General features: G+C 40.2%; 27 protein-coding genes, 1 tRNA gene and 1 CRISPR repeat array. Of the genes, 10 read left to right on the top strand and 18 right to left on the bottom strand.

The window, feature by feature from the left end; translation table 11 throughout:
* The first annotated feature begins 72 nt into the window (after positions 1-72).
* Genes C7B70_RS08890 through pcrA form a run of 3 tightly spaced genes read left to right on the top strand, consistent with a single transcriptional unit; the run spans position 73 to position 3,962 of the window.
* Positions 73-456: a YkvA family protein gene (locus C7B70_RS08890; protein ID WP_106368699.1), complete on the top strand. Its 384-nt coding sequence runs from the start codon at positions 73-75 to the stop codon at positions 454-456.
* Between the two features lie 38 nt (positions 457-494).
* Positions 495-1,586: a calcium/proton exchanger gene (cax, locus tag C7B70_RS08885; protein WP_106368698.1), complete on the top strand. Its 1,092-nt coding sequence runs from the start codon at positions 495-497 to the stop codon at positions 1,584-1,586.
* A gap of 54 nt (positions 1,587-1,640) precedes the next feature.
* Positions 1,641-3,962 carry a DNA helicase PcrA gene (gene pcrA / locus C7B70_RS08880; protein WP_106368697.1) on the top strand — a complete coding sequence of 774 codons (2,322 nt, stop codon included), beginning with the start codon at positions 1,641-1,643 and terminating at the stop codon, positions 3,960-3,962.
* On the opposite strand, the gene C7B70_RS08875 is transcribed toward pcrA, so the two are convergent.
* On the bottom strand, positions 3,963-4,565 hold the full coding sequence (locus C7B70_RS08875; protein ID WP_106368696.1) for a Uma2 family endonuclease: 603 nt from the start codon (positions 4,563-4,565) through the stop codon (positions 3,963-3,965). It lies immediately after the preceding gene.
* 31 nt (positions 4,566-4,596) lie between these two features.
* Positions 4,597-5,853, bottom strand: a complete 1,257-nt coding sequence (locus tag C7B70_RS08870; RefSeq protein WP_106368695.1) for an FGGY-family carbohydrate kinase — start codon at positions 5,851-5,853, stop codon at positions 4,597-4,599.
* 106 nt (positions 5,854-5,959) lie between these two features.
* Between C7B70_RS08870 and psaM the strand changes: the two genes are divergently transcribed.
* Positions 5,960-6,058 carry a photosystem I reaction center subunit XII gene (gene psaM, locus C7B70_RS08865; protein WP_106368694.1) on the top strand — a complete coding sequence of 33 codons (99 nt, stop codon included), beginning with the start codon at positions 5,960-5,962 and terminating at the stop codon, positions 6,056-6,058.
* Between the two features lie 94 nt (positions 6,059-6,152).
* The gene (gene guaD, locus C7B70_RS08860) at positions 6,153-7,481 is read left to right on the top strand and encodes a guanine deaminase (RefSeq protein WP_106368693.1); all 1,329 of its coding nucleotides are present in this window, start codon (positions 6,153-6,155) and stop codon (positions 7,479-7,481) included.
* A gap of 30 nt (positions 7,482-7,511) precedes the next feature.
* Here guaD and C7B70_RS08855 read toward each other — a convergent pair whose 3' ends face one another.
* From C7B70_RS08855 to C7B70_RS08830, 5 genes are all read right to left on the bottom strand, one after another.
* Complete coding sequence (locus tag C7B70_RS08855; RefSeq protein WP_106368692.1) at positions 7,512-7,874, bottom strand: type II toxin-antitoxin system RelE/ParE family toxin; 363 nt, start codon at positions 7,872-7,874, stop codon at positions 7,512-7,514.
* Positions 7,867-8,106 carry a hypothetical protein gene (locus C7B70_RS08850; protein ID WP_106368691.1) on the bottom strand — a complete coding sequence of 80 codons (240 nt, stop codon included), beginning with the start codon at positions 8,104-8,106 and terminating at the stop codon, positions 7,867-7,869. The genes C7B70_RS08855 and C7B70_RS08850 overlap by 8 nt, the downstream gene beginning before the upstream one ends.
* Positions 8,107-8,470: 364 nt before the next feature.
* Positions 8,471-8,656, bottom strand: coding sequence for a hypothetical protein (locus tag C7B70_RS08840; RefSeq protein WP_199192151.1), 186 nt, complete (start codon positions 8,654-8,656; stop codon positions 8,471-8,473).
* Position 8,657: 1 nt separating this feature from the next.
* Complete coding sequence (locus C7B70_RS08835) at positions 8,658-9,689, bottom strand: hypothetical protein (RefSeq protein WP_106368689.1); 1,032 nt, start codon at positions 9,687-9,689, stop codon at positions 8,658-8,660.
* Between the two features lie 302 nt (positions 9,690-9,991).
* Positions 9,992-10,435, bottom strand: coding sequence for a solute carrier family 23 protein (locus tag C7B70_RS08830; RefSeq protein WP_233220864.1), 444 nt, complete (start codon positions 10,433-10,435; stop codon positions 9,992-9,994).
* A gap of 138 nt (positions 10,436-10,573) precedes the next feature.
* Here C7B70_RS08830 and C7B70_RS08825 point away from each other — a divergent pair.
* Positions 10,574-10,647, top strand: a tRNA-Pro gene (locus C7B70_RS08825).
* 322 nt (positions 10,648-10,969) lie between these two features.
* A CRISPR array of direct repeats spans positions 10,970-11,153; the repeat unit is 37 nt; unit sequence CTTTCAACTTACCTCCAGCCGGGATGGTCTTTGAAAC.
* Between the two features lie 83 nt (positions 11,154-11,236).
* Entirely contained in the window at positions 11,237-11,431 is a 195-nt protein-coding gene (locus tag C7B70_RS08820) for a hypothetical protein (protein WP_106368688.1), read from the top strand.
* 201 nt (positions 11,432-11,632) lie between these two features.
* Here the strand turns inward: C7B70_RS08820 and cas12k are convergent, their stop codons facing one another.
* The gene (cas12k, locus tag C7B70_RS08810; RefSeq protein WP_106368686.1) at positions 11,633-13,540 is read right to left on the bottom strand and encodes a type V CRISPR-associated protein Cas12k; all 1,908 of its coding nucleotides are present in this window, start codon (positions 13,538-13,540) and stop codon (positions 11,633-11,635) included.
* Between the two features lie 162 nt (positions 13,541-13,702).
* Between cas12k and C7B70_RS26930 the strand changes: the two genes are divergently transcribed.
* A complete protein-coding gene (locus C7B70_RS26930) occupies positions 13,703-13,876 on the top strand; it encodes a hypothetical protein (RefSeq protein ID WP_199192150.1) in 174 nt (57 codons plus the stop codon).
* Between the two features lie 348 nt (positions 13,877-14,224).
* On the opposite strand, the gene C7B70_RS08805 is transcribed toward C7B70_RS26930, so the two are convergent.
* From C7B70_RS08805 to C7B70_RS08795, 3 genes are all read right to left on the bottom strand, one after another.
* Positions 14,225-17,194: a type I restriction endonuclease subunit R gene (locus tag C7B70_RS08805; RefSeq protein WP_106368685.1), complete on the bottom strand. Its 2,970-nt coding sequence runs from the start codon at positions 17,192-17,194 to the stop codon at positions 14,225-14,227.
* Between the two features lie 175 nt (positions 17,195-17,369).
* Positions 17,370-17,654 (bottom strand): Uma2 family endonuclease, encoded by a 285-nt coding sequence (locus C7B70_RS27620; protein WP_233220861.1) that lies wholly within the window; start codon positions 17,652-17,654, stop codon positions 17,370-17,372.
* 155 nt (positions 17,655-17,809) lie between these two features.
* On the bottom strand, positions 17,810-18,409 hold the full coding sequence (locus C7B70_RS08795) for a Uma2 family endonuclease (RefSeq protein WP_106368684.1): 600 nt from the start codon (positions 18,407-18,409) through the stop codon (positions 17,810-17,812).
* 363 nt (positions 18,410-18,772) lie between these two features.
* Between C7B70_RS08795 and C7B70_RS08790 the strand changes: the two genes are divergently transcribed.
* On the top strand, positions 18,773-19,219 hold the full coding sequence (locus C7B70_RS08790; RefSeq protein ID WP_106368683.1) for a hypothetical protein: 447 nt from the start codon (positions 18,773-18,775) through the stop codon (positions 19,217-19,219).
* Here the strand turns inward: C7B70_RS08790 and C7B70_RS08785 are convergent.
* From C7B70_RS08785 to C7B70_RS28300, 3 genes are all read right to left on the bottom strand, one after another.
* The gene (locus C7B70_RS08785) at positions 19,216-20,109 is read right to left on the bottom strand and encodes a DUF6731 family protein (RefSeq protein ID WP_146134021.1); all 894 of its coding nucleotides are present in this window, start codon (positions 20,107-20,109) and stop codon (positions 19,216-19,218) included. The two genes, C7B70_RS08790 and C7B70_RS08785, sit on opposite strands and share 4 nt — an antisense overlap.
* Positions 20,072-20,389, bottom strand: coding sequence for a site-specific integrase (locus tag C7B70_RS08780; protein WP_158260475.1), 318 nt, complete (start codon positions 20,387-20,389; stop codon positions 20,072-20,074). The genes C7B70_RS08785 and C7B70_RS08780 overlap by 38 nt, the downstream gene beginning before the upstream one ends.
* A 126-nt stretch (positions 20,390-20,515) precedes the next feature.
* Positions 20,516-20,644, bottom strand: coding sequence for a hypothetical protein (locus C7B70_RS28300; protein WP_255409321.1), 129 nt, complete (start codon positions 20,642-20,644; stop codon positions 20,516-20,518).
* A gap of 82 nt (positions 20,645-20,726) precedes the next feature.
* Here C7B70_RS28300 and C7B70_RS08775 point away from each other — a divergent pair, with 82 nt between their 5' ends.
* The gene (locus C7B70_RS08775; protein WP_106368680.1) at positions 20,727-21,245 is read left to right on the top strand and encodes a MerR family transcriptional regulator; all 519 of its coding nucleotides are present in this window, start codon (positions 20,727-20,729) and stop codon (positions 21,243-21,245) included.
* Positions 21,246-21,522: 277 nt separating this feature from the next.
* Here the strand turns inward: C7B70_RS08775 and C7B70_RS08770 are convergent, their stop codons facing one another.
* From C7B70_RS08770 to C7B70_RS08755, 4 genes are all read right to left on the bottom strand, one after another.
* On the bottom strand, positions 21,523-22,749 hold the full coding sequence (locus C7B70_RS08770) for a restriction endonuclease subunit S (protein WP_106368679.1): 1,227 nt from the start codon (positions 22,747-22,749) through the stop codon (positions 21,523-21,525).
* Positions 22,749-25,085 carry a class I SAM-dependent DNA methyltransferase gene (locus tag C7B70_RS08765; protein WP_106368678.1) on the bottom strand — a complete coding sequence of 779 codons (2,337 nt, stop codon included), beginning with the start codon at positions 25,083-25,085 and terminating at the stop codon, positions 22,749-22,751. Before C7B70_RS08765 ends, C7B70_RS08770 begins: the two co-directional genes overlap by 1 nt.
* A 325-nt stretch (positions 25,086-25,410) precedes the next feature.
* Entirely contained in the window at positions 25,411-25,947 is a 537-nt protein-coding gene (locus C7B70_RS08760) for a hypothetical protein (RefSeq protein ID WP_106368677.1), read from the bottom strand.
* Positions 25,940-26,794, bottom strand: coding sequence for an AAA family ATPase (locus tag C7B70_RS08755; protein WP_106368676.1), 855 nt, complete (start codon positions 26,792-26,794; stop codon positions 25,940-25,942). Before C7B70_RS08755 ends, C7B70_RS08760 begins: the two co-directional genes overlap by 8 nt.
* Position 26,795 lies beyond the last annotated feature (1 nt).

The raw sequence follows: 26,795 nt of genomic DNA, 5'->3' as shown, positions 1-26,795 counted from the left end.
GAGTGCGATCGCTCTTAGTGCTGCGCGGAGTGCGATCGCTCTATTTCGCCCCCACAAGGGGGTATTTTATTTATGATGCAGAGATGGAAACAACAGCTAAAGCTACTCAAGCAAGAAACCTATGCTATTTACATTGCTTGCAAAGATCCTCGCGTACCTTGGTATGCGCGGTTGCTGGCGGCGGCGGTAGTTGCTTATGCTTTTAGCCCCATCGATTTAATTCCTGATGTAATTCCTGTAATTGGTTATCTTGACGATCTAATATTGGTTCCTTTGGGGATTGCTTTAGTAATTAAAATGATTCCCCCAGATGTATTGGTTGAATGTCGAGAAAAAGCTGCTACAGCTATGGCTGACGGTAAGCCGACAAATTGGGTAGCTGCCATTATCATAGTTGGTTTGTGGTTTTTGTTAGGAATTGGGGCGGTAGTATGGCTAAAAGCTACATTTGGTTGAGGATTTAACTTGTTGTATGAATAGGGCAATCTAACTTTATGTCAATCAAAAAAACACTTTCTATCGGTTTACTTGTCTTTATCCCAATTTCAATAGCCGCCGAGTATTTGCACTGGGGTACGCTGACAGTATTTATCACTTCGGGAATTGCGATCGTGCCTTTGGCGATATGGTTAAGTACGGCAACAGAGGAAATAGCTGTTGTTGCGGGTTCTTCTATTGGGGCGCTGTTAAATGCCGTATTTGGTAATGCTACCGAGCTAATTATCGCTCTAGTTGCCCTAAAAGCAGGCTTGGTAGACATTGTTAAGGCAAGTATTACGGGAACTATTATTAGTAACTTGTTGCTCGTGATGGGGCTGTCTATGCTGCTGGGAGGACTGCGTTACAAAGAGCAAGTATTTCAGCCCATTGTCGCGCGGGTAAATGGTTCGTCGATGACGCTGGCGGTTACGGCGATCGTTTTGCCTACAATGGTAATCTACACATCAAACGGAGTTGAAGATTTAGCAATTCGCAATCTCTCAATTACCGTCGCGGTTGTATTAATGATTGTTTACGCTTTGACGTTGCTATTCTCTTTGAAAACTCACAGCTACCTTTATGAGGTGGGATTGGTAGAATTAGAAGGATCGCCAGATGGTGTAGTCGAAACTCCCGCTCACAAGCCAAACTTGACACTGTGGATTGGTGTATTAGTTGTTGCTACTCTTGGTGTTGCTTTTGAATCAGAAATTTTTGTAGGTGTTGTGGAAGAAGCAACAAAAGGACTAGGTTTGACTCCATTATTTACCGGGGTAATTCTTCTACCTTTAGTTGGCGGCGCTGCTGAATATGTTACGGCGGTAGGCGTTGCTATAAAAAATAATATGGATCTATCTGTTTCAGTTGCAATGGGATCTAGCTTACTCGTAGCGCTTTTAGTTGCACCTATTCTAGTTTTGGTTGGAGTTGCGATCGATCAACCAATGGATCTAAATTTCAATCCTTTTGAAGTAGTTGCAGTTGCAGTTGCAGTTGTAGTTGCTAACTTAGTTAGTTTAGATGGGCGTTCTAATTGGTTAGAAGGAACATTATTACTAGCAACTTATGTAGTTTTGGGTGCAGCTTTTTACTTTCACCCAGCTTAAAAATTCTTACAGGCTCTTTAGCCTGTAAACTAAATTATTTTATAGATATTACTTATGACAACTATCGATTTTCTCAGCCATCTTAACCCCAGCCAACGCCAAGCCGTAGAGCATTATTGTGGTGCTTTATTGGTAGTTGCGGGGGCGGGTTCTGGTAAAACTAGAGCGCTTACTTATCGTATTTCTAACTTAATTTTAAAGCATCGAGTAGATCCCGAAAATATCTTGGCAGTTACTTTTACCAACAAAGCTGCACGGGAAATGAAAGATCGCATTCAAAAGTTATTTGCCGAGCAATTAGCTATTACTAACTATGGTAAGCCTTTAGAGCAGTTGCCACCAGTCCAACAAGTTCAATTGCGATCGCACGTTTATAAAGAATACATCAAAGACCTTTGGGTGGGAACGTTTCACAGCCTTTTATCTCGCATTTTGCGCTACGACATTGAAAAGTACCAAGATGAAAAAGGGCGTAAATGGAATCGTAATTTCTCTATCTTTGATGAATCTGACGCTCAAGGATTGGTTAAAGAAATTGTTGTTAGAAAGCTTAACTTAGACGATAAAAAGTTTGAGCCGCGTTCGGTTCGTTACGCAATTAGTAATGCCAAAAACCAAGGAATTACACCCCAAGATTTTGAAAGAGATCAGCCAAATTATCGCGGACGGGTAATTGCGGAAGTTTACGGTCACTATCAAGATAAACTAGCCGAAAATAATGCTTTAGATTTTGACGACTTGATTTTAATTCCAGTTAAATTATTTGAACAAAACGAACAAGTATTAAATTATTGGCATAGAAAGTTTAAGCATATTTTAGTAGATGAATACCAAGATACTAACAGGATTCAATACGATCTAATTCGGCTTTTAGTCACTAACGGAGAAATGACTAAAAGTGAATGGAATTGGCAAAACCGCTCGGTATTTGTAGTTGGCGATGCCGATCAATCTATATATAGTTTCCGGATGGCAGACTTTACAATTTTGCTAGAGTTTCAAAACAACTTTGGCGATGGTTTGCCCGATGATGATACGCGGACAATGGTTAAGCTAGAAGAAAATTATCGCTCTACAGACAACATTTTAGAAGCGGCTAACGAACTAATTTCTAATAATACCCAACGGATTGATAAAGTTCTTAAACCTACTAGAGGCGCTGGAGAACAAATTTATATTTACAGAGCAGAAGATGAAACTGTTGAAGCAGATTTTGTAGTCAATCAAATTCGGACTTTAGAAAGTAAAACATCAGATATACACTGGGGTAGTTTTGCTATTTTATACAGAACTAACGCGCAATCTCGCCCTTTTGAAGACTTATTAGTACGGCGGGGTATACCTTATACAATTGTCGGTGGTTTAAAGTTCTATGATCGCAAAGAGATTAAAGATATCTTAGGATACTTGAGAGCGATCGCAAATCCAGCAGATACAGTAAGTTTATTACGTGTAATCAATACCCCCCGGCGCGGAATTGGTAAAGCAACTATAGATAATCTCGTCAAAGCTTCCCAAGAATTAGGTTTACCATTATGGGAAATATTGAGCGATGAAACTTCTGTAAATACTTTAGCTGGTCGTTCAGCCAAAGGTGTAAATAGTTTTGCCCGGATAATTAGCACTTGGCAAGGACAGGTAGATACGGCAACACCATCGGAGATTGTGCAAGGCGTTTTAGAAGAATCGGGTTATGTCAAAGACTTACAAAATCAAGGTACAGATGAAAGTTCCGATAGACTAGCAAACGTTCAAGAACTTTATAACGCTGTCAAGCAATTTGAAGAAGAAACCGAAGAACCAAACCTTGGAGCTTTTCTAGCAAGTACAGCTTTAACTTCGGATTTGGATAACTTAAAAGAAGGACAAACCGCCGTTTCTTTACTAACCTTACACGCCTCGAAAGGTTTAGAATTTCCGGTAGTATTTTTAGTAGGACTAGAACAAGGTTTATTTCCTAATTTTCGTTCGTTAAACGATCCGGCATCTTTGGAAGAAGAACGGCGTTTATGTTACGTTGGTATAACTCGCGCTGAAGAAAAATTGTACATTTCTCACGCCCGCGAACGTCGCTTGTATGGTAATCGTGAAAGCGCCATGCCATCGCAATTTTTAGCAGAGTTACCAGAAGAATTGTTAGCAGCAAGACAGCAAACGCGGGTTGCAACTAAACCCCCAGCGAGTGCGCGTACTACAGTTTCTACTAATCAAAGTTGGCAAGTAGGCGATCGCATTTTACACCGAAGCTTTGGAATTGGCGAAATTACGCATATTTTAGGTTCTGGGAACAAGATATCATTAGCGATCGCTTTTCCTAGTCTCAATCAAAAAAAGATCATCGATCCGAGAATTGCTCAATTAGAAAAAGTAGATTAGTTACCAGATTTTCGCCATTTGGAACACAAATCCCGGTAATATGCGATCGCCGCTTACAGATTCAGGATGATCTAAAATTTCTGCTTCTTGGTTAGGACAATAAATATAAACTTTACGGTTTTGGCGATCGATTAACCAACCTAATAACGCACCATTTGCGATATATTCCTGCATTTTGGCTTGTAAGCTTTTTAAAGTATCGCTTTTAGAGCGTAACTCAATTACAAAATCTGGACAAATTGGGGCAAAGGAGGCTTTTTGCTGTTCTGTTAAAGCATTCCAGCGTTCTAGCTTCATCCACGAGGCATCAGGAGCGCGGATTGCACCATTGGGTAAGGTAAAGCCTGCACTAGAGTCAAAAGTTTCGCCTGTGCCATCTCTATCCGCCCAGTTTGCAACTTGCTGAAAAATCTTACCGTTACGATTACCTGTATCCGAAAAGGCTGGCGGCATAACAATTACTTCTCCATTGGCGGTGCGCTCAATGCGTAAATCTGGATTTGCTTGACAAAATTGATAAAACTGCTCCGTTGTCATCGATTCGCTGTTAGGAAGAATTACTGATAGCAAGGTGCTTTCATTTTGAATTAGTAATGTAGTCATATATCTACAGCAAGTACAAACTACCTTGAGTTTATCCGGTTTTGATTGCTTGCATTGCTAACAATGCCGTACCGTAAGCGGCGGCGGTATGAATGGGAGGAAGCATTGGAACTTGCAGGTAGAATCCGCGTATTCTCGTCCAAACACTATTTTTTGCACCACCACCTGCCGTATAAACGCAAGTTAATTTATCCGCGCCTAACTGCTGCAATAGTTCGTAGCCTTTAGCTTCAATTCGCGCCATACTTTCTAGCAAACCATGTAAAAACTCTACATCGCTATCTGGGCGAGGTTCTAGGCGTGGTGGGAGTAGAGGATCGTTGATGGGAAAGCGATCGCCCATTTTCAATAATGGATAATAATCAAGGTTACTTGTATGTGCCTCTATTTGGCTGCTGAGGCTTGCTAACTCTGCCTCACTGAAAAAATGCCTTAACACCGCACCACCTGTATCAGAAGCGCCGCCCGTTAGCCACAAATCCCCCAAACGATGACTATAAATTCCCAACTCTGCATTTTCTACGCGAGTACGGCTTAATAGTTTAAGTACCAGCGTAGAGCCTAAAGAAGTTACCGCTTCCCCAGGCTTTATAGCGCCACTAGCCAAAAATGCCGCAATACTATCGGTTGTACCTGCACAAACTAGACAATCGTTCCGCAAACCCAAAGTTTGATTAATGGCTGGCGTAACTTCTCCTATGGGCTTACCAGGCGCTAAAACTTGAGGCAATAACGGCATTACAGCTAAATTCGTTAACCAAGCGGGATATGCTAACTTTTCTACGTCATAACCCAGCTTTAAAGCGTTGTGATAGTCGCTAATTCCCAATTTGCCATGTAATAAGTAAGCCAAATAATCAGCTTGATGCAGTAAATATTGCCCTTGGTTGAAAAAGGGTTGTTTGCTCATCCACAACAGTTTAGCGAGGCTAGAAGTGGCGCTGAGGACAATATTGTTAGCAGGTGCGATCGCCTGCAATGTTTCCAATACTTCAACCCCGCGCCCATCGTTGTACAACAAAGGTGTATTTAGAACGTTTCCTAGCTGATCGCAGAGCATTACGGTGGAAGAAGTGCCATTAATGGCGATCGCATTAATTTCGGCGCGTAAATCTCTAGGTAACTGCTCAATTAGGTTGAATAAAGCTTTTTGCCACATAGCTGCCCAATATTCCGGCGCTACTAGCTCAAATCGCTGTTCAACTTCTGCCTTAATAATACTTGCATCATCAATAACAACGGCTCTCGCGCCCGACGTTCCGAAGTCTATACCCAAGTAAAAATTCATCTAGTGTTTCAACTTGTTACAAAATATTCCTCTACTTAGGAAATGTAGCCGAAAGTAGGGAACGATCTATAAAAGTGAAATCCGTTCATATACGAGGGTTTAAACCATGTCTTCTTTATCCGACATTCAAATATATGCAGCGCTACTTGTTGCATTAATTCCCGGCGTTTTGGCTTTGCGCCTGTCAACAGAACTTTATAAGTAAAGTTTTGCTTGGACAATTAAACTAAAAGCGATTTTTAAGGTTAAGGGCAAAATGGTTAAACTATTGCCCTTAACCTTTAACTAATTTTAAATCCATGCCAGCCCAGCTAAAAGCTTTTCGTTGCTCCTTTTTAGACTTTATAGACGATCCCTTTTATATAAGCGAACTAGAGAGCGTTCGTTATATTGCGGATGGTTTATTAATTATCGAAAATGGTTTAGTTAAAGAACTAGGCGATTACGAGAGCTTACACGCTAAATATGTAGGAATTGAAATTACTTCCTATTCTGGAATGCTGATTATGCCAGGATTTATCGACACTCATATTCATTTCCCGCAAACAGGGGCGATCGCATCCTACGGCGAACAATTGCTGGAATGGTTGCATAAGTACATATTTCCCACCGAAAGGAAGTTTCAAGAATTTGCCTACGCTCAAAAAGTTGCGGCAATTTTCCTTGATGAATTACTCAAAAACGGTACAACCACAGCGTTAGTATTTGCGGCGGTTTATCCTGAATCTGTGGAGGCTTTTTTTACTGAAGCAAGCCGTCGAAATCTGCGAGCGATCGCAGGTAAAGTAATGATGGACAGAAACGCTCCAGATTATCTTGTCGATAACCCCGAAAGTTCTTACTACCAAAGCAAGCAATTAATCGAAAAATGGCATAAAAACGGACGTCTACTTTATGCTGTAACTCCTCGTTTTGCTGTAACTTCTAGCGTTGAACAATTAAGAGTAGCAAGTCAACTTCTAGATGAATTTCCTGATGTTTATTTGCATACGCACCTATCGGAGAATGTAGACGAAATTGCTTTAGTTAAGCAGCTTTTCCCCGAAAATGAGGGTTATTTAGATGTATATGATCGCGCGGGGTTAGTGAGAAATCGCTCTATCTTTGCTCATGGCGTTCATTTAACCGATGCTGAATTTGCTCGATTGTCTGAGGCGAAAAGTGCGATCGCCTTTTGTCCAACTTCCAATTTATTTTTGGGTAGCGGATTATTTAAGCTAGAAAAAGCCAAATCTAAAGAGCATCCCGTTAAACTAGGTTTAGGTACAGATGTAGGCGCGGGGACGAGTTTTTCGTTGCTGCAAACTGCGGGTGAAGCTTACAAAGTTGCTCAACTGCAAAAGCAAAAACTATCTCCTTTTCAAGCTTTGTTTTTAGCCACTTTGGGCGGTGCAAGAGCATTAAGATTAGAAGACAAAATTGGCAACTTTGAAACAGGTAAAGAAGCAGATTTTATAGTTATAGATCCAAGATGCACAGAGCTTTTAGCTTTTCGTAATGGAGACGCAACCGCAACATCATTAGCGGAATTAGCAGCAAAAGTATTTACTTTAATGGTGGTGGGAAGCGATCGCACTATTTATGCTACTTACATCTTAGGAAAGTTATCTTATGAGCGACTTAATTAATCTTTTAAACTTTAATAACATCATTCCTGTTTATTCTTCGACTGCACATTGTTCGTATTCTGCAATAATGCTCCGAATATCATCGGCGGCAATATTGACTTGTTCAGATTTTGTGTAAATAGTCAGCAGAATAATCCCCATTGCTGTTTTGACGTAGTAAATCAGACGGTAGCCACCACTTTTACCTTTTTGGATATCGGTATTTCGGACTCTTAGCTTGAAGACTGTATAATCAACTCCTATTATTTGATCTCCTGGCAACTCTCCCTGTTCAAGTTGTTCGATAATGGGTTGTATGTCATTCCGAATACTGCGATATTTCTTAGCAAGAGTACGCAAGTTTCGGTTGAATGTTAGCGAAGCTTCTACTTGAATCAACGGCTGCTCAGGCATCTTCAATCCCTTGCCAAAGTTGAGCAACGGGGATAGTTTGTCCACTTGTTGCTTCATGCCAAGCTTGCCGGAAATCTGCCAAAATTTCTGTTTGAGATTTATCGTCTAGGTCTGCTGCTTCTGGGATTAAAACAATAACCTCTACACGGCTATTTTTATCCGTTGTGAGAGGACGATCTAAGGTTAGTTGTCCTTGCTCATCGACTGTTGCCATAACTTTAAGTGCTTTCATTGCTACTCCAAAATTGTTTCAATAATAGTGGTTAGGTTAATATCCAAGGTTTCAAAATGCTGGTTTATCCAGGCTGTTGCGATCGCTTGTTATACTCCTATTTTGGCAATTTCCAGCAGTTGTTTAAATTGTCTCCGCGCTTTGCGAGATTCCCTGACCTTTTTTATGATTTACTGACGAGTGGATTCTATCGGTATAGAGCGGAATATTCAATAGATAATCCGTTGAAATTGTTGGATACATACTCGCGGTTGTATAAGGAGAGGGAATTTTTATGACAAAGTGCGATCGCGCCATCACGAGTATTTATAAAGATTGCCCTTTTCAATACATTTACTGTCGAAGGTTTATGAGGGTAATTGACTCATACTAGCGGCATTTTTTTTACTTCTGCGTAAATTCTTAGAGCCGCAGCCCTATGTTGCTCTGCCTTTTCACCCTTTGATTGAAACCAAGCCAAAGTCTCAGAATCAATACGAATAGCAACGGTAGCTAATAAAGAAGGCGTACGCAATTTTGCTTTTAAGGAGGAAGTAATGTATCTTTCCATTTTATCCAAATCCTTTCTTTTCATGAAGTTGAATTTTTTTAGTGATTTCTAAAATGAAAGCATATGCTCTATTTATTATTTTATCAATATCATTTTGACGCTCTAATTCAGACATTAATGCTCGCTCATTAGCCTTTTGATGCAGGTCAAGATCCATCCTCGAACTTATTTCAGACAGAAAAATTGAATCTGCCCTTAAATGAGGAAAATCATAATTCATCATAACCCCATCATAAATAGTATCTCCATAATCAAAAGCAGCAGTAACTTTTGCCAAATCACCGATAGTAAAACATGCCTTATCATCTGTAACTAGAATGAATCGAGGAAAGGAACCTTTAACCTTCTCTCTTATTCCGTTATGCTCATGAATTAGTTGAATATAAAATAAGTCCCAAGCCGCTCCCCACAGAGCCTTAAATACATCTCCTTTTTTCGGATGTATAAATTTATTTAATTCTGTGTTTCCTCCAAATATAGCTAGAGCAAATTGCCACGGTAAAGCTAATTTTATACCTATTTCATTTGTAAATTCATATAAATCTTGTAAGTTACTTCTTACGTTTGTTCGGCTTGGCTCTCTCTTAACAAGAATTAGTTTAATCATTAACAGGTATGCATAAAGTGGATAAATAAATACTTTTAGAGGTTCAATTGTTGAAATCCCAGATGAAATTAGGTCATTATGAAAATAATGACCTAATTTTTTCCAAAAGATATCCTCGGTATGAATAAGTTTATCTTTGTTTAATTTTAGGGTTCCAGGTTGGCTTGCACGTTCTATTAACCCATAAGCTGGAAGAACAGTAATATTAGATGTATGATAATAATTCAAGAAGTTATTAACTTTTGCTTTTTTTAAATTATCTTGTTTTAAGGCATCACTCTCAGATATATGGATGCAAACATTATTGTCAGGAATTAATATAAATGACTTACCACTTAAGTCTGAATTTCTAACGTCTTGATAGTTTGGAGGTGAACACTTACCCTGAAAGCCCAGGAAGAAATAATTTTCTCTTTGGCTACCCATAGTGATCTAGTATGCTCATTTGTAATTTTGTCTTCCCTATTGTAGTCAAATATCTAAAATCATGGGTTATCCAGTTTGTGAAATTTAACTATTTATTATATTGAAACTTTTTCTATAATCTTTCACTCCATTCCACTAAACAAGCATCACAGTAATTAAAAAACTGTTGAAACAAGTGCAAAACTTTATCGATTAATTACTATGAATAGAAGGCTTTTTCTGTAAGCATTCTATTCATAGTAATTAGTAATGTTTAAAGGCAACTTTTGGATACTAAAGGTTTTAGCTTTTTTATAGAAAAATTATTGAAAACGCAACGTCATAAATACAAACCTAGCAACAAAAACCCCGGCAATAACCCAAGTATCTAACGATACTTCTTGACCTTTACCTTGAAAAGCTTTAACCACTGGATAAGCAATAAAACCGATCGCTAAGCCTTCGGCGATTGAATAAGTAAGCGGAATCATAAATATGGTTAAAAATGCCGGAATAGCTTCAGATAAATCATTCCAGCGAATTTCCTTAACTTGGGACATCATTGCACCCACGATTACCAATGTCGGAGTAGTTGCAAAAGCTGGGATAGCTTGAAAAATCGGGATAAAAAATAAAGATAGTAAAAATAAAAGTCCTACAATAACGGCTGTAGATCCAGTCCGTCCCCCTTCAAGTACCCCAGAAATAGATTCTACATAAGCCGTGACGCTAGAAGTTTCAAATAATGACCCGACAGTAGTTGCGATCGCAGTTATTCTCTATGGCTACATTGCCTTTTGCCGTTTTCATCGTCGTACCAATTCTGTACCAAGTCGGGTCTAAAAGTGCGGGAATTGGTGCGTTTGGTGTAGGATAGAAAGGCGTGAAATGAAAGCATTTTTTCGCGGGATGTAGCGCAGCTTGGTAGCGCACTTCGTTCGGGACGAAGGGGTCGCTGGTTCGAATCCAGTCATCCCGACTTAAATTTGTACATTCGCACATTATATGTCGCAATTCGCAAATTAGTGTCGTTACTCGCAAATTAATGTTGCCTTAGTAGTTTTAATGATGTGATTTAATCACACTGAGTTTTTGCAAATTGATGTCGTAGACTGTCTTAAGATGAAGTTTAGTCCACTACTTTTATAATTTACTGACAAACTTTAGGATAATCCCGAACGAAGTGCGCCTTTCTACCCTCCCCTTGAAAAATACATCCGTGAAGTATCAATAACAAAAATTGCTATTCTCTTCTAACATACCCCTGGTCGGATAGTTTTTGAACCTCACCACTCACGCCTCTTTCAACTTACCTCCAGCCGGGATGGTCTTTGAAACCAGTAATGGCAAGCGTGTATTTTTAGGCTACTGTCACTTTCAACTTACCTCCAGCCGGGATGGTCTTTGAAACTCAAAAGATGTACGATCGCCCGACTTCAACCCTAAGCTTTCAACTTACCTCCAGCCGGGATGGTCTTTGAAACCGCACCCGTCTGACCCCTTGTTAGTACAGGGTTCCAGATGCAATTTTGGCAACCCTGTCAAAATACTCGCTTTTCTGCTTTAATGTGAGGAGATTCATCACTCCTCCAAAGAATCAAACCAATACTGGACAAGGGATTCAATATTTTGGCAAAGCTCCAGGGTTTTCACCTCGCTTCGGTTTGCCAAAAAATATTTGGGAGGGTTCCCCCGACGAAGGGGGTGATTCAGTAGCCACCACTGTGGAGATCCACGCCGTTATGAATAACGACTATGGCTAAAAGCCTTACTCCTTATTGCTGGGAGCGCACCTATCCTGTCTGGCGACAGCAGCATCAGAAGCGGGCAGCTACCAGGGTCAGAAAGCATGACGGTCTTCCAACCACCAAACTAACCCAGATTATTCACAGTACAGAGGCTTTAAAGAGCATGAACTGCGGCGCTGTTATATCCATATTATATTTTCAAGGTTCGGAAGTAAACTAAATTAGTGCAGCTTGACGTTCTTGGTAAGCAAAGACGGCTAAATCTCGTGCTTTTTCTTCTGGACTACCTCTGGTTAGCAATGTCACAATTTCAGTAGAAATTCCAGCCTTTGCAGCTTGAGATTTGATGCTTTCAACTAATCGTCCGTAACTCCAGCGATGAACGCTAATCCGATATTCTTGGGCGTATTTTTGTTGAGCTTCCTTGAAACCAGGACACTTTTTCTCTGCTCTGGATTGAATTTCACTGCTGATTTGCTCACGCATATAACGGAGTTTTGGTAAAACAATGTTGCCCACTTGGTAAGTTTTGGCGATCGCAATAATTGCATCTGCCAACAATCTATCCACATATTGCCCTAACTCTGACTCACCAAAGGAGTTCGGCGCATTCTGTTTCTGAGCTATATGACGTTCATGAGATAGGCGTTGCTGTTGTTGTCGCTGACGATTTAGGAGATTGTAATTTTTTCCCAGTAATTGTTTAGTGCTGCGATATGCCAAAACTTTTTTGTTAGCAGCATCTACCACAGCTACCGTTGCAGGTTTATCTAGTCCAAAACTAACGCCAAGAAGTATTGATGGTTTGCCTTGGTAAGTAGGCTTGCAGGGACGAGGAAAGGGATTAGTAATTCGGTTTAGAGTTGATTGCTGACGAGTAATAAAAGCTTGCTGTTTATGATTGAGGTCGTCTTTCTGTTTTGTCTTGGTTAAGGTTTCAGTAATTGCCATGACTTTCTCCTCAACTACCTGTATGGTTCCTTCAGTAGTCCACATCCGCGTATCTAAAGAGCAGTAAAGATTTAGCTGATTTACTTTCCAAGCTTCACCTTTTTCTTTACCTGGCAACCAAGAAATTCTTGCTGAACGTAGAGTAAATAAACTACTAGAGTATTGATTTTTACTATTGCGTTTAATTTCTTGATCCTCTAAAAATCGTTGGAAGTAGGGCAAATGACGCTTATCACAGTAAATCTCAAAAGTAAGTTTTCCCAAGCCATTGAACCGAACAAAAAGACGATTTTTATCATTCTTCAACCATGTCATATCTTCGTTAGATTCGTAATCCACAGGAAATGGCACATTTTTAGTTTTTCTTAAAAGTGCTGCTTGCCAAGCTTTTGCCTCATTTTCATCTTGAGCTACATTGGCTGTAGCAATTTTTAAAATTTTTAACCACTCTTCCCCTTTCAAATCTCTACCTTTAGGTATCCGACTTTGGAGTTGGTCTTTTAATCGCTCAATTTCTATTTCCTTTTTACGTCTATTTCTAGTAAACTCTTCCAGATTTTCATTAAGTTCACTGATTTGACAGTTATTTTTGAGCAGATATGCAAGGGCGCAACGAGTCAAAAGGCATTGTGTTTCTTCGTAAGTGTTTAATAGGACTTTAAAAACCGAGGGTTTTTGCGTTTTTGAGGCTTTCTTATTTTTTTTACCTTTTCTCTGTTTGTTATTGGTATCAAACTGGGGGGTAAATTTGGTAAGAAGTTCGGTGGCTTTAATACGAATTACATCTAAGCTACACTGACTTTCTTGTTCCAGGTCTAGATCACTTTTGAGCATTTTCAGCCAACGCTCTTTCCCTTCTATTTGGTACTTTCTTCGTTTTTGTAACGCGAACCAGGATTTATATACATAATTCACTAGAGCAATTGCTGAGGTGTAAAAACGTCCAGGCTGTCCAGCAAAAGGTTCTTGAGTTTTGAGGGCGTTACCAAGTGCTTTGAGTAATTCAGTAGGTATTTTGCCTTTTTCTAGCCAAGTTTCAAGTTCTGGGTGTTTTCCTAACTGTGCCAATAATTCATTGATTAGTGGTGTATTTTTTTCAGCCATCAGTTCCCACAATTGACGAAGGAAGTCTTCTTCAGCAACCAAGCGACATTGAATTGTAATAACGCTCATGGTGTCCTCAGCTTTATAGATTTGATGAAACTGACAGGGTTTCTAAGTGTTTTCTTACTTACTCTATTATAGCGCAATGACGCAACAGCGCAATGACGCAAATGTTTTTTTGCCGAAAGGCTGTGCAAAAATAAAAGCCGCAAGCTTTGACTTCAAATTAGGATGGCAGAAGAAACTAGAGAGGTTCGGGGGAGAGTCCCTAAAGACTTAAAAATCGCATTTGAAATCGCTTGTGCGCGTCTGGAAGTGACGCAAACTGCGGCTCTGGAGGAGGCGATTAGAGATTGGTTGCAAAAAAAAGATTCCCCTGCTGGTGGAAAGTTGCAGAGGAGTTAAATAGTTATGCTCAAAACTGTTGGAATACTTATAAAACACAAATTTTGGTTGCCTTTGACCCCGTTTTCTCAATTTTTGTGAGAAATCCGGGTTATGCCCACATTAATCAAGAATTTAAATCTAGACTTAGGAGTCTTGGATTGAAGTAACTACGTACGGTCTTTTAACCGTGATTTAGCGCTCAACGAATTATTTTCAGTTAATGTGGTATCAAAAACGCGATGATTGTAGTCTGCTGTAATTATGATTGTGGGTCGCTACAACTGAGGGAGTAGTAAGGAGAGGATAAAACCCCTAGCAACTGTCTACCTAAAGCTACCCAGAGAGAAGTAAGAAAATTTGACGTGCCTACGCAAGCAATTGATTTAGTTGTTCTGGACTGCTACGAATTAATAATTGCATAATACCTGCATCAAAGGTTCGCTTAAAATCGGGGTCGGAAGCATAACGTTTATAAAGGTCAAGCTCTCGCTTTCGTTCCTGGCTAACAGCTTGTTGAATTAACTTCTCTAAAGCAATGCGGCGGTTTTGCTCGTCTTGATTATCAACTACTTGGGTTTGATAATTGGGATTGTTGACGACGTGTTGGGCAATATTAATAAATTTAACTCTTTGCTCTTGGGGTGTCGCATCCCAACCAGAAAAAAAGCGATCATTAAAAGCGGCAATAATTTCACTAAGAGGATCGCTTTGGGACGCATCGCCGCGATAGCCGCGCAGGTTAGAGTTTTGGGGAGCGATTTGCGATTCGGTTGATTCAAGAGCGATCGCATAATTGAGATACACTCGTTCTAAACCATAAGTAGATAAATCTATACTTTCGAGCAATTCGTCGATTTGGTCTAGGGCTGAATCTCGGACGATTAGTTTGGGGATGAGGAATTTCAAGAACCAATACAGTTTCTCCCACCGCACGTTGTTGTAAGCAATTATGCAAGCAACTTGACCGTAGATTTTGACAAACTGTTTGGCTTTAATTTTGAAGTCGATTTTATCTTCATTCTCTAACTCTAATTCTTGATTAAATCGAGCCGCAGCAACATCGATTAGAGGGCTAAGTGTGTCGGCTGGGGCTTTGCTAAAAAATAGTTCGTTAAACTGCTCGATTTCTTGCCCTTCGTAAACGCCCACATTCTCCAAAGCTTCTTGCAAATCGTGTAAAACGTTGACATCGGTGGGTTCGCTTAAGGAGGTGGAGGTGTAAAAGTCATCAAAGGCGTGTTTAATATCATTAACAGTGTTGAAAAAGTCAAGCACAAAAGTATCAACTTTACCCATTTTGTTATTGCAACGATTGAGGCGCGATAAACACTGCACCGCTAGAACAGATTGCAGTTTTTTATCTACATACATAGTGTGCAAAAGCGGCTCGTCAAACCCCGTGAGAAACTTGTTGGCAACTATTAAAATTTTGTAGTCATCTTCTCTCAACTTTTCTGGGATATCTTTGCTAGGGAAGCCGTTAAGTATATCTTCAGTGTATTCAATACCATCTACAGTTTTTTTGCCGGAAAAAGCAACGATCGCATTAAAAGGGGCATTTTCGCGTTTTAAGGTTTTACGGATGGCGAAATAGTAGCCAATTGCAGCTTCAATGTTGCGGGTGACGACCATTACTTTAGCTTGTCCTTTGAGCTTTTTGGGCTTCCAAACTTGCTCTAAAAAGTGATTTACCATAATGTCGGCTTTGATAGCGATCGTCTCTTTGTGTCCTTCTACATAAGATCGCAGCTTCTTTTGTGCTTTAGCGGTATCGAATAGGGGATTGTCTTGGACAGATTTTTGAATCTCGTAGTAGCTGTGGTAGGTGGTATAGTTTGCCAGCACATCAAGAATAAAACCTTCTTCGATCGCTTGTTTCATTGAGTAGAGATGAAATGGTACAAACTTACCATCGTCGTTTTGTTGTCCAAACTTCTCTAAAGTGGCGTTTTTGGGGGTAGCGGTAAAGGCAAAATAAGAGGCGTTTTTACCAAGCTTGCGCCCTTCCATTGCCTTAAGAATTTTGTCTTGGATGTCGTCTTCGGGTTCCTCCTCATCGCTACTCAAAGCCGCGTTCATTTTGTCCGCCGCTTGACCGCTTTGGGAAGAATGCGCCTCGTCGATAATGATGGCGAAATTGCGATCGCGCAAATCTTCTACCCCATTGACAATAAAGGGGAATTTTTGAATAGTTGTAATAATAATTCGCTTACCTGTTTCTAGCGCAGTTTTGAGTTCTTGAGCATTGTCCGCATGGGTAATAATATTTTTAATTTCTGAGAAACCTTTAATGTTGTCGCGGATTTGTTTATCAAGGTTAGTGCGATCAGTAACTACAACTACCGAATCAAACAGGGGGTAATCACTGCCTGGTGCGTATAGCTCGATTAGTTGATAAGCTGTCCAGGTAATAGAATTAGACTTGCCCGACCCGGCGGAGTGTTGAATTAAATAGGTGTGTCCTACGCCATTTTTTCGAGCATGAGTTAGGAGTTGGCGGACTATATCGAGTTGGTGATAGCGGGGAAAGTAGAGAGATTTTTGCTGGAGTGGGGTTTTGTTATCTCCGGGAGCTAAAATCGCTAAGTGTTCGATGATATTTGTAAAGCTGCGGCGGGTTAAAGTATCTGACCAAAAATAGGCGGTTTTGTGTCCCTTTGGGTTTGGTGGATTGCCTTTACCAAAGTTAAAGCCTTTATTGAAGGGTAGAAAGTAGGTGTTGTTTTTGTCTAGCTTGGTAGTCATCCACACTTCATCGGTATCTACGGCAAAGTGGACGACGCACCGAGCAAACTGAAGGAGGGTTTCGGCGGGGTCGCGGCTAGATTTGTATTGCTCTTTAGCATGGTAGACAGTTTGACCCGACCAAGCATTTTTTAATTCTATGGTAGCGATCGCAATCCCATTGATAAATAGCACCATATCAATAGAAAGTAGTGGATCGCTTTTTGAGTAATGCACCTGTCGAGTGACAGAGAAAATATTGCGCTCGAAGTTCTCTATTACCTTGGGGTTTGCGTCGTTGTAGGGCAGGCTATAAAGCAGGGTTAGATGAGCGTCATCAATTGCTAATCCCTTTTTTAATACTGAGAGAATGCCGCCAGTTTTAATTTTACGGTCTAGCCGCTCTAAAATAAGTCTTTGCCAGTTGGGGCGATCTTTGAGCTTTTCTAGTTCTTGTGGTTGGGTCGTTTCCAGAAACCGCCAAAGCTTTTCGCTATCAATGGCAAATTCGCGCTCGAAGTCAGCCGGGTTTCCTTTTTCGTAGCGGGAATGGTCTATTAAAGAAGTTTCAATGCAATTTTCTAGCGCCCGCTCGTTGGTTTGGCTGACCATGTTAATTGTTTCCTATTAGTGTTGATTCATTAATCGTTACGCCTAAATTTCCACTTTAGGCAAGGTCTGAGGCGACACTACACCAGTTTTGGAGGTTCGCTCAATGGTTTAACGATTGCTTTCTAAGTCTCGAAAAACTATAAGCTCTTTACCCGTAAGGTTTACTACCCAATATTCAATGATACCGCTTCGCTATAGGTAGCTTTTTTTCGTTTAGGTCTTTGTCAAGAGTGGTGCTTGAGAACTCAATTAACCAAAAAATATTATTGGGATAGGGATGGTGTTGTAGATAAACCGATCCTAGAGGTTGGGCGATCGCTAAATCTGGGATGGGTTCAGAGTTGTTGGGTAAGGGGATGGGGTGTGTCTCACGGATTTTGGAGCGATCACCTAATAATGCCCGTAAATAGTCCCCAACTTCGCTATTGTAGTAGACGTGGAACTCTCCTTCGGGGGGCATAACTATAATATCTCCGCGCAATAGTTCGACGGGCTGATGTCAAATAATCCCGCCGCGATCGCCTGATGGTAACGTTCTATTGTCCATTTATAAGCGGTAATCATAGTTATTCAGTTTTAGAACGCAATAGAGCAACGGTGGATAGTAACTATTATTTAAATGGTCTTCAGGGCGTTGCGAAATGTGGTTGCTGCTTCTAATCGAGACGTTTGGGCAATCAACACGCTACGGGTGAGCAAATCTAGATCGAGGGTTGCAAGTTCTGAAATCTCGCTGCGGGAAATTTTTTCGTAGCCATTATCTCGCGAATGATCAAGGCTAAATAGCCCGTCTTGCCATAACCATACTTCAGAGACATTAAGCGCTTGATATCGCTGGAGTTTTTTGGAACTACCGCTATTAAAAACTACTTCGATTACTAAATCGGGGATTGGCTTTGATGTCCCAAAACAGTAAGATTCATCCGTCTCGGCTGATACTTCTCCTTCTCGCTCTTGCGTCATAGAACCTGTAGGATCAAATTCGATTGCCATTTCTAAACAGAACAATTCGAGCAGCATCCCAATGATGGTTTTTAAAAATTCGTGTTCGCGTCCCGGCATAATAATTTCGATTTCGCCGTTGTAGTAGGATAGTCTGACCCCTGGAGACTCGGCAAAACCTGCTTGAATCAGCTTGAAATGTTGCCAGGTAATACCCCTATAAACGAGGCGCTGATCGGTGGAGGGTTGGTTAAGAAGGGGAGTTTGTACCATTGCCACACATCAGAATTGCGCTGCATTGTATCTTTGATTTTAACCAAGTATCGCTTTTAGCATGGGCTTGTCATACATCGCCGGTTATCTATAACTTAAACCGTGCGGCGCACTGCCCACAACATTTTTACTTTATATATGTCAATTAAGTAAAAGTGTTTAAGAAGTGATTGAGCTTTAAAGCCCATTGAAGTTAATATTTGAGAATCTTAGTTACTTGAGTGAATAGCGCTTAAATATATATGGATGTAACAACTTTGGGTAATATATCTTAATCCTTTTAGAAAGGATAGTATATATGTACTATCCTAGGTAAAATGATATATAAGAGGGTTTTTTATTGGGTTTGACATAGGCAAATTTATGAAAAGCAAAATTGAGAAATGGTATCCTCTATTTTTTGCAATATCATTTGCAATTTTATGCTCTTACTTTTATAAAGGAAATCCCTCGCCAAACTCTTTCGATGGATTGTTTTCTGCGGCTACTACGCTTAGTGGCATTATGATAGGTTTTCTTGCTACTGCAATGTCAATATTGTTAACAATAATCAAGTCTTATGTTGTACAACAAGTTATTAATGCAAAAGTCTATGATAAGTTAATTAATTATTTTATAGATGCAATTCAATGGCTATTCGTATTACTGTTTTTAAGCTTTATAGGTCTTTTTGTTGATATTACTAAATTTGACCAATCCTTCAGAATTCCAGCTTTTGGCTTATGGAGTTTAGCTTTTATGACTTCTATGTTAAGTTCTTATAGAGTTATCCGATTATTTGCTTCAATAATGCGTGGTGCCAAATATTAATTTTGAAACATACGTAATATTTCAGTTAATTTATTATTCCAAGCTTCTTGTAAAGCCTTTTGTCGCAGAGGATACGCAATATTACGATTTCTGCCTAAATTATTTATATCAATATTATCTTGCATTCTATCTTTTAATAAGTCAATGACTGTTGTGTGATTGTCGTCGTCACAGCCTGAAACTTTTAATGTAGTAATTTTGTTTTGCTTTAGTAGCGAAGCTCTTAGCAGAGCTTGAGCCGTATCAACTACTTTATTAAGAAGTAAAGACGACTGATTTTTCCTCTTGAGCGAACTTTTGACTTCTATATTTATAGAAGGTGCCTGAAAAATTTCTGCTAGATGAACTATTGTCTCAACAGCATTATCATCCTCAGCAAAGATACTCATATTTGATAAACTAGCAATTTTAAATTCAAAGTTGATTACTTCTTTTAATTTTGCCAGCCGTTGCATTGCACTCATCTGAAGTACAAAATCTAAAGTAATTGAAGTATTTGACAGTGCAAATATTTCAAAATATCTAGCGAAATCTCCTGGTGATACACCGTGTCTATTAGATTGAAGCGCGAGAATTCGAGTGGCTGGATGATAAATAAATGCTGATTGCTCACCTATACCTTCCTCATGTGTTAATTTGAAATCTTCTATTTGTCCAGAAAGGTTGCCTTTTACAGGTATATCATTCATACGCAAACGGACAATTTCTCCCTCCCAAGTTTCCTGCCATCCATATTGAATGCTGAGTACATATACATGATGTAAGCGAACTTCTCTAGGTCTTTGATCTGCTGAAGCATTGGCTACCGTTTGAAGGATTGCTTCAAAAGACAAAGTGGAAGGTTGAGAAATTTTAACCTGATAAAAATGTACAGACAATTTTTTCAACATATACGTTTACTGTGCTTTCTAACCTTCTTGATTCTTCTCCGTGAATACAAACAACTTTTGAATCTGGCTTCCTTAGCCAGGAAATGAAATTTGCCAAGATTTCTGTTGTAACTTTTGCCCACTCTATGTTGTAAGCCTGTAAAAACTGAAAATAATGCTTGAGATGGTGAGCGTAGCTTCTGATTGTGTTAGGAGATTTTTCTGTGCTTCTTAAGTATGAAAGAAACTGCTCAATCGGTTCAATAGATAAGTAGTCGTCACCTAAAACCAGCCAAGTCACTTTATTGCTGCCCAGAATGCGTATTTTTTGAACTTTTATTATAAAATACAATAGTTACAGAAGGGTATCCACTAGCTATAGCTAATGGATACTACTTAAAAAAAGAAGCAATTTGGGCGTACCTTACTACTTCTTCCTAACTCGTTGGGAAAGGGCTGAACCAGCAGCCTGCTTGGCGGTTTGGCTGTAGTTCTTTCCCTTCAACACCTTAGAAGCTGCACTTGCAGCCGCCTTACCAGTGCGACGTTCTTTCATGAAATCACCTCCTGAATTGAAAACTAAGTTTACTTTCTTATCCTAGCAAATGTATTCATTTTTGTGTTTTTAAATAGATGTTATGGGTGTTGTTGACTCTTTCAGCAGACGAGAAGCTATGGAGTTGGCTGGAGCTACTTCCAACCAGCTACAGTACCTTGAACGCTCTGGCTTGATTGTCCCGACGAGGATTTTGAAAGAGGGAAAGAAAAAACCCGAAGTTTACTACAGTTGGGAGCAATTGCTGGAGATTAGGGCAATCCGCAATTTAAGAAAGGAAACGTCATTGCAGGTGATTAGAAAGGTTATTGACTTTTTTGAGAAATGCCAATTCGATAAAAAGCTCAGGGATAAGCAACTAATCGTCGTCGATGACGAAGTTTTCTGGATAGAACGCAACTGGTCAGACTTCGGCAAGCAAATTTCAGTTTTAAAAGTTGCTGGCAAACATAGAAAAGGTATTGGTCAATATACTCTTATAGTCATTCCAGCGCTTCAAGACGTTATAGAAGAGATTTGGGAGGTAGCAGGAAAATCCACGACGATTGAGATAAAGGATTTTCACAGGCGTGCCAAAGATGAACCTACTAAAGCTGCGTAATTTCACTCTTCAGAAAACTATCGCCTTGCACGACATAGTTTACTTCTTACAGCGCTTCCGGCTATTATGCAATATAGTTTTCTCCTTGCCCCTCTCCTATCATCGCTTTCAGCTTTTAGGATGTACCTCATAGCTGCCGGAAGTGCTGTAAAATTACTCACGATAATTATTCTACAAAGTAAAGATATCTAGTTAAAGTTATTGTTTACTTTAAAGAATTGTTTTAAGAAGCTATTGTTTACGCGCGATTTTTGGTTTGACTGACCATAAAATTTACTCAAACTTTTATTTTTCCGGTTACGGCTTGCGAGATAATAATTGAGCAAAACTCCTCCAAAGCTTTGATTTCACGTTTAACTGTGTTAATAACTGTATCAATCTCTACAGTTCGATCAATTGTTATAGCTTCAATTCGATCTTGTTCCTCTTTTGAAGGAAAAGCAATTTCTAAGCTTAGAAACATATGTGCATAAAGCCGAAGTCTAGATGAATGTAATCCTGTTGAGCGGCGATTGTATTCAGCTACATATTCTGTACTGCGAAGCAAATGCTCTAAATACCAAGAATTAAAAGTATTTGGTGTTAGCTGTCTAAATACCCCATAAGACGGGCTAACAATTCCAGTTTGAGCCGAAACACCTAAAGCCCCCATCCATGCCCACATAATATTGATTACAAGATCATCTTTTCGGCAAAGCTTTGAGCCTGAATAGTCTTCTGCCATGAACATATAAACATTTTTTTCTGAGCGTGGGGTTACGCCAGTCATATGAGAAACCGAAAGTAATTCCTCTAGACCTGTTTTTGAACGCTCATTTACTTCTTCAAAAAGGTACTTTGCTTTACAAATTTTCCAATGAGCAGGGATTTCTCCCAACCACTCGATCCCACGATCGCACATAGGAACGTTTGGGTTTAGACCTTTGGTAACAGCTTGATTAATGAGAATAGCTTTTTGTTCTTGCAGGAGTTCGATGAGGCGCTGTTTTTGGGCGATCGCTTGGTCAATTTCGGAGGTTTTGCGATCAAGAAATTTTGCAACCCTTTTTTGTTCTTCAGTGGAAGGTACAGCGACTTTTTGAGTCAAAACTATATCTGAATTGATTAGAGGTTGTGCAGTTCTAATAGCAAATCTATTAAAGTCAATAGCTTCTAGTAAATACTTAAAGTAATCCAAACAAAATATCTTTTTTGGAATTACTCGTAGTGCGTGTTCTGACACCCAGTAATTACCATTCACTAAATGAATATTTCCGCACTTAGCACCAACTCTACCAATTAAAAGCATCCTTCCCGAATTGTTGAAGGTGTTAGCAAATCCACGTAGTCCGTTTCCTCCGTATACGGAATAACCATTGTTAGCTTGATTTTGAGGCGTTAGAAAATCTCCACTACTGACGGAGAATAATCGCTTTAGGGGCATTAATTCCCAATGGCTAGGGACTTCGCTTAACCACTCAACCCCACTATCTTTGTAACTCTCATACTTAGGGAAATTTACCATTACTCAACCTCCCCAAAACTCACCAACCGCTTTAGCAGTCCTTCTGTCTCTTGTTCCAACGTCAAAATTTCCGCCGTTACTTCCTCAAGACTTCGTAAAGACTTATGTTGATAGAAATATTTATTAAAGCTAATCTCATAGCCAATCTGGGTTTTATCTAACGCCATCCACGCATCATCTACATGGGGGCGCACCTCCCGGACAAAGTAATCATAAATATTATCTTTCAACGGCACATTTTCAGTGTCTCTTAGTTCGCTGTCTGACTCGTACTCAATCCATTGTCCCGGCTTCTTCCCTGTCCAGTAACCAAAATCTTGCAAGCGCTCCTCACTGGTGTCTAATTCCAGCAACAAATCGCTCAACGCCTCATCCTTTAGCTTGTGAATTTTCTTGATTACCTTTTCTGCCTTTTCATCGCGCCAACTCACCGCATTCATAAGCTGGTTTTTCTCACTACTTGAAAGTTTGATAGCCAGCTTTTTAATAGCCGCCTCCACCTTTACCGAAAACTCGTTGAAATCCATCCACAGCCCTTGTCCCACTTCTGCCATGAGCTTTTCGCATACAGCAATCAGTTCACGCTGAGTTTCCCAAGTTTTTACAGCTAGTAGCGCATCTCGTTTTTTCTTATCGAGGTCAAAGTCTTGCTGCTCTAAATAAGCTTCAATTGTGGCTTTATGCTCTGTCAGTTCGCTGTAAATTGCCTCGCCCCGTTGCTCATACACCCGCTCCATTACCTCTCGCAACGCCGGAACAAACCGCAGCGCCGCTAACCTTTCTGGTGTAAACTGAGCCGCCAACCGCAACGGACGCTCAACAGTCACTTTGTAATAGCCAAAGTCGCTATTATCAAACACTTTAGAAATACCTTGGTTGGGCATTTCTAAGTAAAGGTGAGTAATTTTATCAATATGCTCGGCGGAAAACTCGCAATTTTTCTCTCCCAAATTCTTCCGCAACTTCTGGTAAAGTGCCGACGCATCAATTAATTGCACTTTACCCTTGCGCTGAGAGGCTTTATTATTCGACAGTATCCAAATATAAGTTGTAATCCCCGTGTTATAAAACAAGTTATTGGGCAATTGCGCGATCGCTTCAAGCCAGTCATTTTCAATAATGTAGCGCCGGATATTGCTCTCCCCACTGCCTGCATCCCCTGTAAACAGCGATGACCCGTTATGCACCGACGCAATCCGAGTTCCTAAAGGGCTGTCCTGCAAGGATTTCATCTTGCTAACCATATCCATCAAAAATAGCAATTGCCCATCCGACGAACGCGGCGTTGCTGGAACCGTCTCTTCAATTCCCTTAAAGTTTTTAAGTACCACCTGAAAGCGCGGGTCAAGCACTCCCTTACCATCAAGGATAAATTTCTGCTCTGACTTGTAAGACTTGCCGTAAGGCGGGTTCGACAACATAAAGTCAAACCGCGTTCCTGCAAACTCATCGGTTGACAGCGTTGAGCCAAACTTGATTTTTTCCGGGTCATTGCCCTTGATCATCATGTCTGACTTACAAATTGCGTAAGTTTCGCCATTTACCTCTTTGCCATAGAGATAAACCGCCGCCTTAGAGCGAACCCCGCCTTCTGGATTAGTAATAAAGTCTTGAGACTCAGTAAGCATACCCCCAGACCCACAAGCCCCGTCATAGATGGCAATTACCGGAGGCAACTGCGCCTTTACAGGCATAAATAGTACGTGAGTCATTAAGTTAATTACTTCACGGGGGGTAAAGTGTTCTCCGGCTTCCTCGTTATTTTCTTCGTTAAACTTGCGAATCAATTCCTCAAATACATAACCCATGCCCAAATTAGTTAGTCCTGGCAACCTGCGCCCCTCTGGATCTAAAACATCATGAGGACTGAGGTTGATATAAGGAGAGGTAAATTTTTCCAGCACATCTAACAACACGTCTGCCTGCACCATGCGTCTTATTTGGCTTCGCAGGTCAAATTTGCTAATAATTTCCTTAACGTTGTCGCTAAACCCATCTAAATAGGCGCTGAAATTGGCATCAAGAATTTGACGATTATTTGTGGCGGTTTTAACCAGTTTTTTTAAAGTCCAGTCCGAAGTATTGTAAAACACATAGCTCGATGAATCTCTCAAAGCGATCGCATCTAGCGTTGTAAAACCTGCTTCCTCGCGCTGAAAGCGTACTTCCTCTGTAACTGCATCCTTAGTTACCTCCAGCAAGCAATCTAGCCGTCGTAATACAAACATCGGTAAGATAACATCTCGGTATTTGCCTCGCACGTAGACATCTCGCAGACAGTCATCGGCAATTGACCAGATAAAGGAAACGATTTTGTTTTGCAGTGATTGATCCATTAGGTAGTTACTAAAATAATTTATTGATAAATCTGGCGATCGCCTAAATAGATTATTCCCGGATTCGATAGCTAACTTTGCGCGATCACTAAATAATTTCTAAAAGCCCTGACTTTTCAATTCAGAGTTAGCGACATAGACCCGGAGGTTGAATCAATTTATTCAATCTGGCGCTCGGTGTCTGCAATCTTCTGGCGTAGTTCAAGCGCCCTATTGTATTCGACAATAATCTCCTGCTACTGTTCGGCGCTCGGTACTACAATTAGTAGTTTTCGTATCTCTCCCATTTGAATCATCGGTACGTTGCTCTTTATTGTGGAAATTCCTAATCACGCCTTTGCCGTTTAGCCATGTTTGCAAAAGGCAAGGAACAATGAGGGCATTCGCCTTTAATCCAATCTGCGGGAATTGGAAAAGGTGTTTCACAATTAATACATTTAGTTAATAGGCGTAATTCGTGGCGATGTCTGCGACCGGCGTAGCCATCGCACTTCATTATGTCCTTAAACTGCCACTCAAACCTATGACAAGGAGATTCTGCATAACAAGCCCCGCATAATCGAATTGGTCTGGGCTTCATCGTCATACCCTTGGGTGGTAGCATTTCTGTTAATCTATCCGCATTAACTCCCACTACAGATGCCAAAGCCTCCAACTCCTGTTGAGTAGGAAATGGATTGAAGTACAGCTTTTCCCAACGTGAAATAACTGCACCTAGTCCAGCAATTTTTCCCAAAGAGTATCCTGAAGGCAGACTGTTAGCTTTAAATCGACGCAAACGTCCCAAATAATGACTAATGCTCTCACCTATGTATGGTTCAACATACGCCAACTTTGGCAAAATTTTATTATCTTCATCCATTCCTATTTCTATTTTCGAGGGGAATATATTTTCTGCCATAACGACTAGCAATTTTCTCTAAGATGCTCTCATCAACCCGACTGAATCCATTTTTGAGAGAATGTAAAACTGCTTTAGTAAGTATCTTTACCAACAGTCCCATTCGCGCATTTGTACTAACCGCTAAAATTTCAAATATATTCCCCTCACCTAAATTCGACGCTTCTGGAAGAGCTAGAACATCGAATTCAATTGTACTTAATGTTTTTCTAAAATCCTCGTATTCCAATCGTTCAAATTCGTACAATGTTGGAAAATTAGTCAACAAATCACAACCTTGTAAGATATCATCTAACTCCTTCCCTCCAACTAAAACAATAGGAACATGACATTCTTCAAACAGTTGTTTTAAGTCTATGAGTGCCTCTTTTTGAAGATTTTCAGCATTATCAATAATGACTATTTCTAGTCCAAATAGCTCAAGACTACCCGCTAGTCTTGGACGTAAATCCTGTCGTTTACCTGTTGGTGCAGCATGGTTAATATCCTTCAGAATTTGTGAAAATAGACGTTTAGAACTCGATGCTGACCAAGCTTTTACATAGGAAACTCGTTTTTTATCCTCATTCCGATAGTGAAGCGCGGCTCGGCTTTTTCCCACATCTCTTGGACCAATGACACGACCACATTGTTTCAAAATACGCAGTTCATCTAACCATTTGAAGCATTCTGAAGCCCGATCAGTTGTGATAAAACAAGTCCTGAAAAGTTCCTCAATATCAATAGTTTTAGCGATTTGATCCTTGAGGTCTAACTGTGGGGCTAAGACTTCAACAAAGGATTGAGTTGTAAGTTGCGATCGCGCCATA

The sequence above is a fragment of the Chlorogloea sp. CCALA 695 genome (genome assembly GCF_003003885.1).
GTDB lineage: Bacteria > Cyanobacteriota > Cyanobacteriia > Cyanobacteriales > Chroococcidiopsidaceae > Aliterella.
Note: the sequence above shows the minus strand (reverse complement) of the source record. Positions and strands in the feature narration are given on the sequence as shown.

What these genes read in the sequence shown, in the direction of transcription:
- C7B70_RS08890 (WP_106368699.1), top strand. Translation starts at nt 73, where the DNA reads ATGATGCAGAGATGGAAACAACAGCTAAAGCTACTCAAGCAAGAAACC.
- cax (WP_106368698.1), top strand. Translation starts at nt 495, where the DNA reads ATGTCAATCAAAAAAACACTTTCTATCGGTTTACTTGTCTTTATCCCA.
- pcrA (WP_106368697.1), top strand. Translation starts at nt 1,641, where the DNA reads ATGACAACTATCGATTTTCTCAGCCATCTTAACCCCAGCCAACGCCAA.
- C7B70_RS08875 (WP_106368696.1), bottom strand. Translation starts at nt 4,565, where the DNA reads ATGACTACATTACTAATTCAAAATGAAAGCACCTTGCTATCAGTAATT.
- C7B70_RS08870 (WP_106368695.1), bottom strand. Translation starts at nt 5,853, where the DNA reads ATGAATTTTTACTTGGGTATAGACTTCGGAACGTCGGGCGCGAGAGCC.
- psaM (WP_106368694.1), top strand. Translation starts at nt 5,960, where the DNA reads ATGTCTTCTTTATCCGACATTCAAATATATGCAGCGCTACTTGTTGCA.
- guaD (WP_106368693.1), top strand. Translation starts at nt 6,153, where the DNA reads ATGCCAGCCCAGCTAAAAGCTTTTCGTTGCTCCTTTTTAGACTTTATA.
- C7B70_RS08855 (WP_106368692.1), bottom strand. Translation starts at nt 7,874, where the DNA reads ATGCCTGAGCAGCCGTTGATTCAAGTAGAAGCTTCGCTAACATTCAAC.
- C7B70_RS08850 (WP_106368691.1), bottom strand. Translation starts at nt 8,106, where the DNA reads ATGAAAGCACTTAAAGTTATGGCAACAGTCGATGAGCAAGGACAACTA.
- C7B70_RS08840 (WP_199192151.1), bottom strand. Translation starts at nt 8,656, where the DNA reads ATGGAAAGATACATTACTTCCTCCTTAAAAGCAAAATTGCGTACGCCT.
- C7B70_RS08835 (WP_106368689.1), bottom strand. Translation starts at nt 9,689, where the DNA reads ATGGGTAGCCAAAGAGAAAATTATTTCTTCCTGGGCTTTCAGGGTAAG.
- cas12k (WP_106368686.1), bottom strand. Translation starts at nt 13,540, where the DNA reads ATGAGCGTTATTACAATTCAATGTCGCTTGGTTGCTGAAGAAGACTTC.
- C7B70_RS26930 (WP_199192150.1), top strand. Translation starts at nt 13,703, where the DNA reads ATGGCAGAAGAAACTAGAGAGGTTCGGGGGAGAGTCCCTAAAGACTTA.
- C7B70_RS08805 (WP_106368685.1), bottom strand. Translation starts at nt 17,194, where the DNA reads ATGGTCAGCCAAACCAACGAGCGGGCGCTAGAAAATTGCATTGAAACT.
- C7B70_RS27620 (WP_233220861.1), bottom strand. Translation starts at nt 17,654, where the DNA reads ATGCCCCCCGAAGGAGAGTTCCACGTCTACTACAATAGCGAAGTTGGG.
- C7B70_RS08795 (WP_106368684.1), bottom strand. Translation starts at nt 18,409, where the DNA reads ATGGTACAAACTCCCCTTCTTAACCAACCCTCCACCGATCAGCGCCTC.
- C7B70_RS08790 (WP_106368683.1), top strand. Translation starts at nt 18,773, where the DNA reads ATGAAAAGCAAAATTGAGAAATGGTATCCTCTATTTTTTGCAATATCA.
- C7B70_RS08785 (WP_146134021.1), bottom strand. Translation starts at nt 20,109, where the DNA reads ATGTTGAAAAAATTGTCTGTACATTTTTATCAGGTTAAAATTTCTCAA.
- C7B70_RS28300 (WP_255409321.1), bottom strand. Translation starts at nt 20,644, where the DNA reads ATGAAAGAACGTCGCACTGGTAAGGCGGCTGCAAGTGCAGCTTCTAAG.
- C7B70_RS08775 (WP_106368680.1), top strand. Translation starts at nt 20,727, where the DNA reads ATGGGTGTTGTTGACTCTTTCAGCAGACGAGAAGCTATGGAGTTGGCT.
- C7B70_RS08770 (WP_106368679.1), bottom strand. Translation starts at nt 22,749, where the DNA reads ATGGTAAATTTCCCTAAGTATGAGAGTTACAAAGATAGTGGGGTTGAG.
- C7B70_RS08765 (WP_106368678.1), bottom strand. Translation starts at nt 25,085, where the DNA reads ATGGATCAATCACTGCAAAACAAAATCGTTTCCTTTATCTGGTCAATT.
- C7B70_RS08760 (WP_106368677.1), bottom strand. Translation starts at nt 25,947, where the DNA reads ATGGATGAAGATAATAAAATTTTGCCAAAGTTGGCGTATGTTGAACCA.
- C7B70_RS08755 (WP_106368676.1), bottom strand. Translation starts at nt 26,794, where the DNA reads ATGGCGCGATCGCAACTTACAACTCAATCCTTTGTTGAAGTCTTAGCC.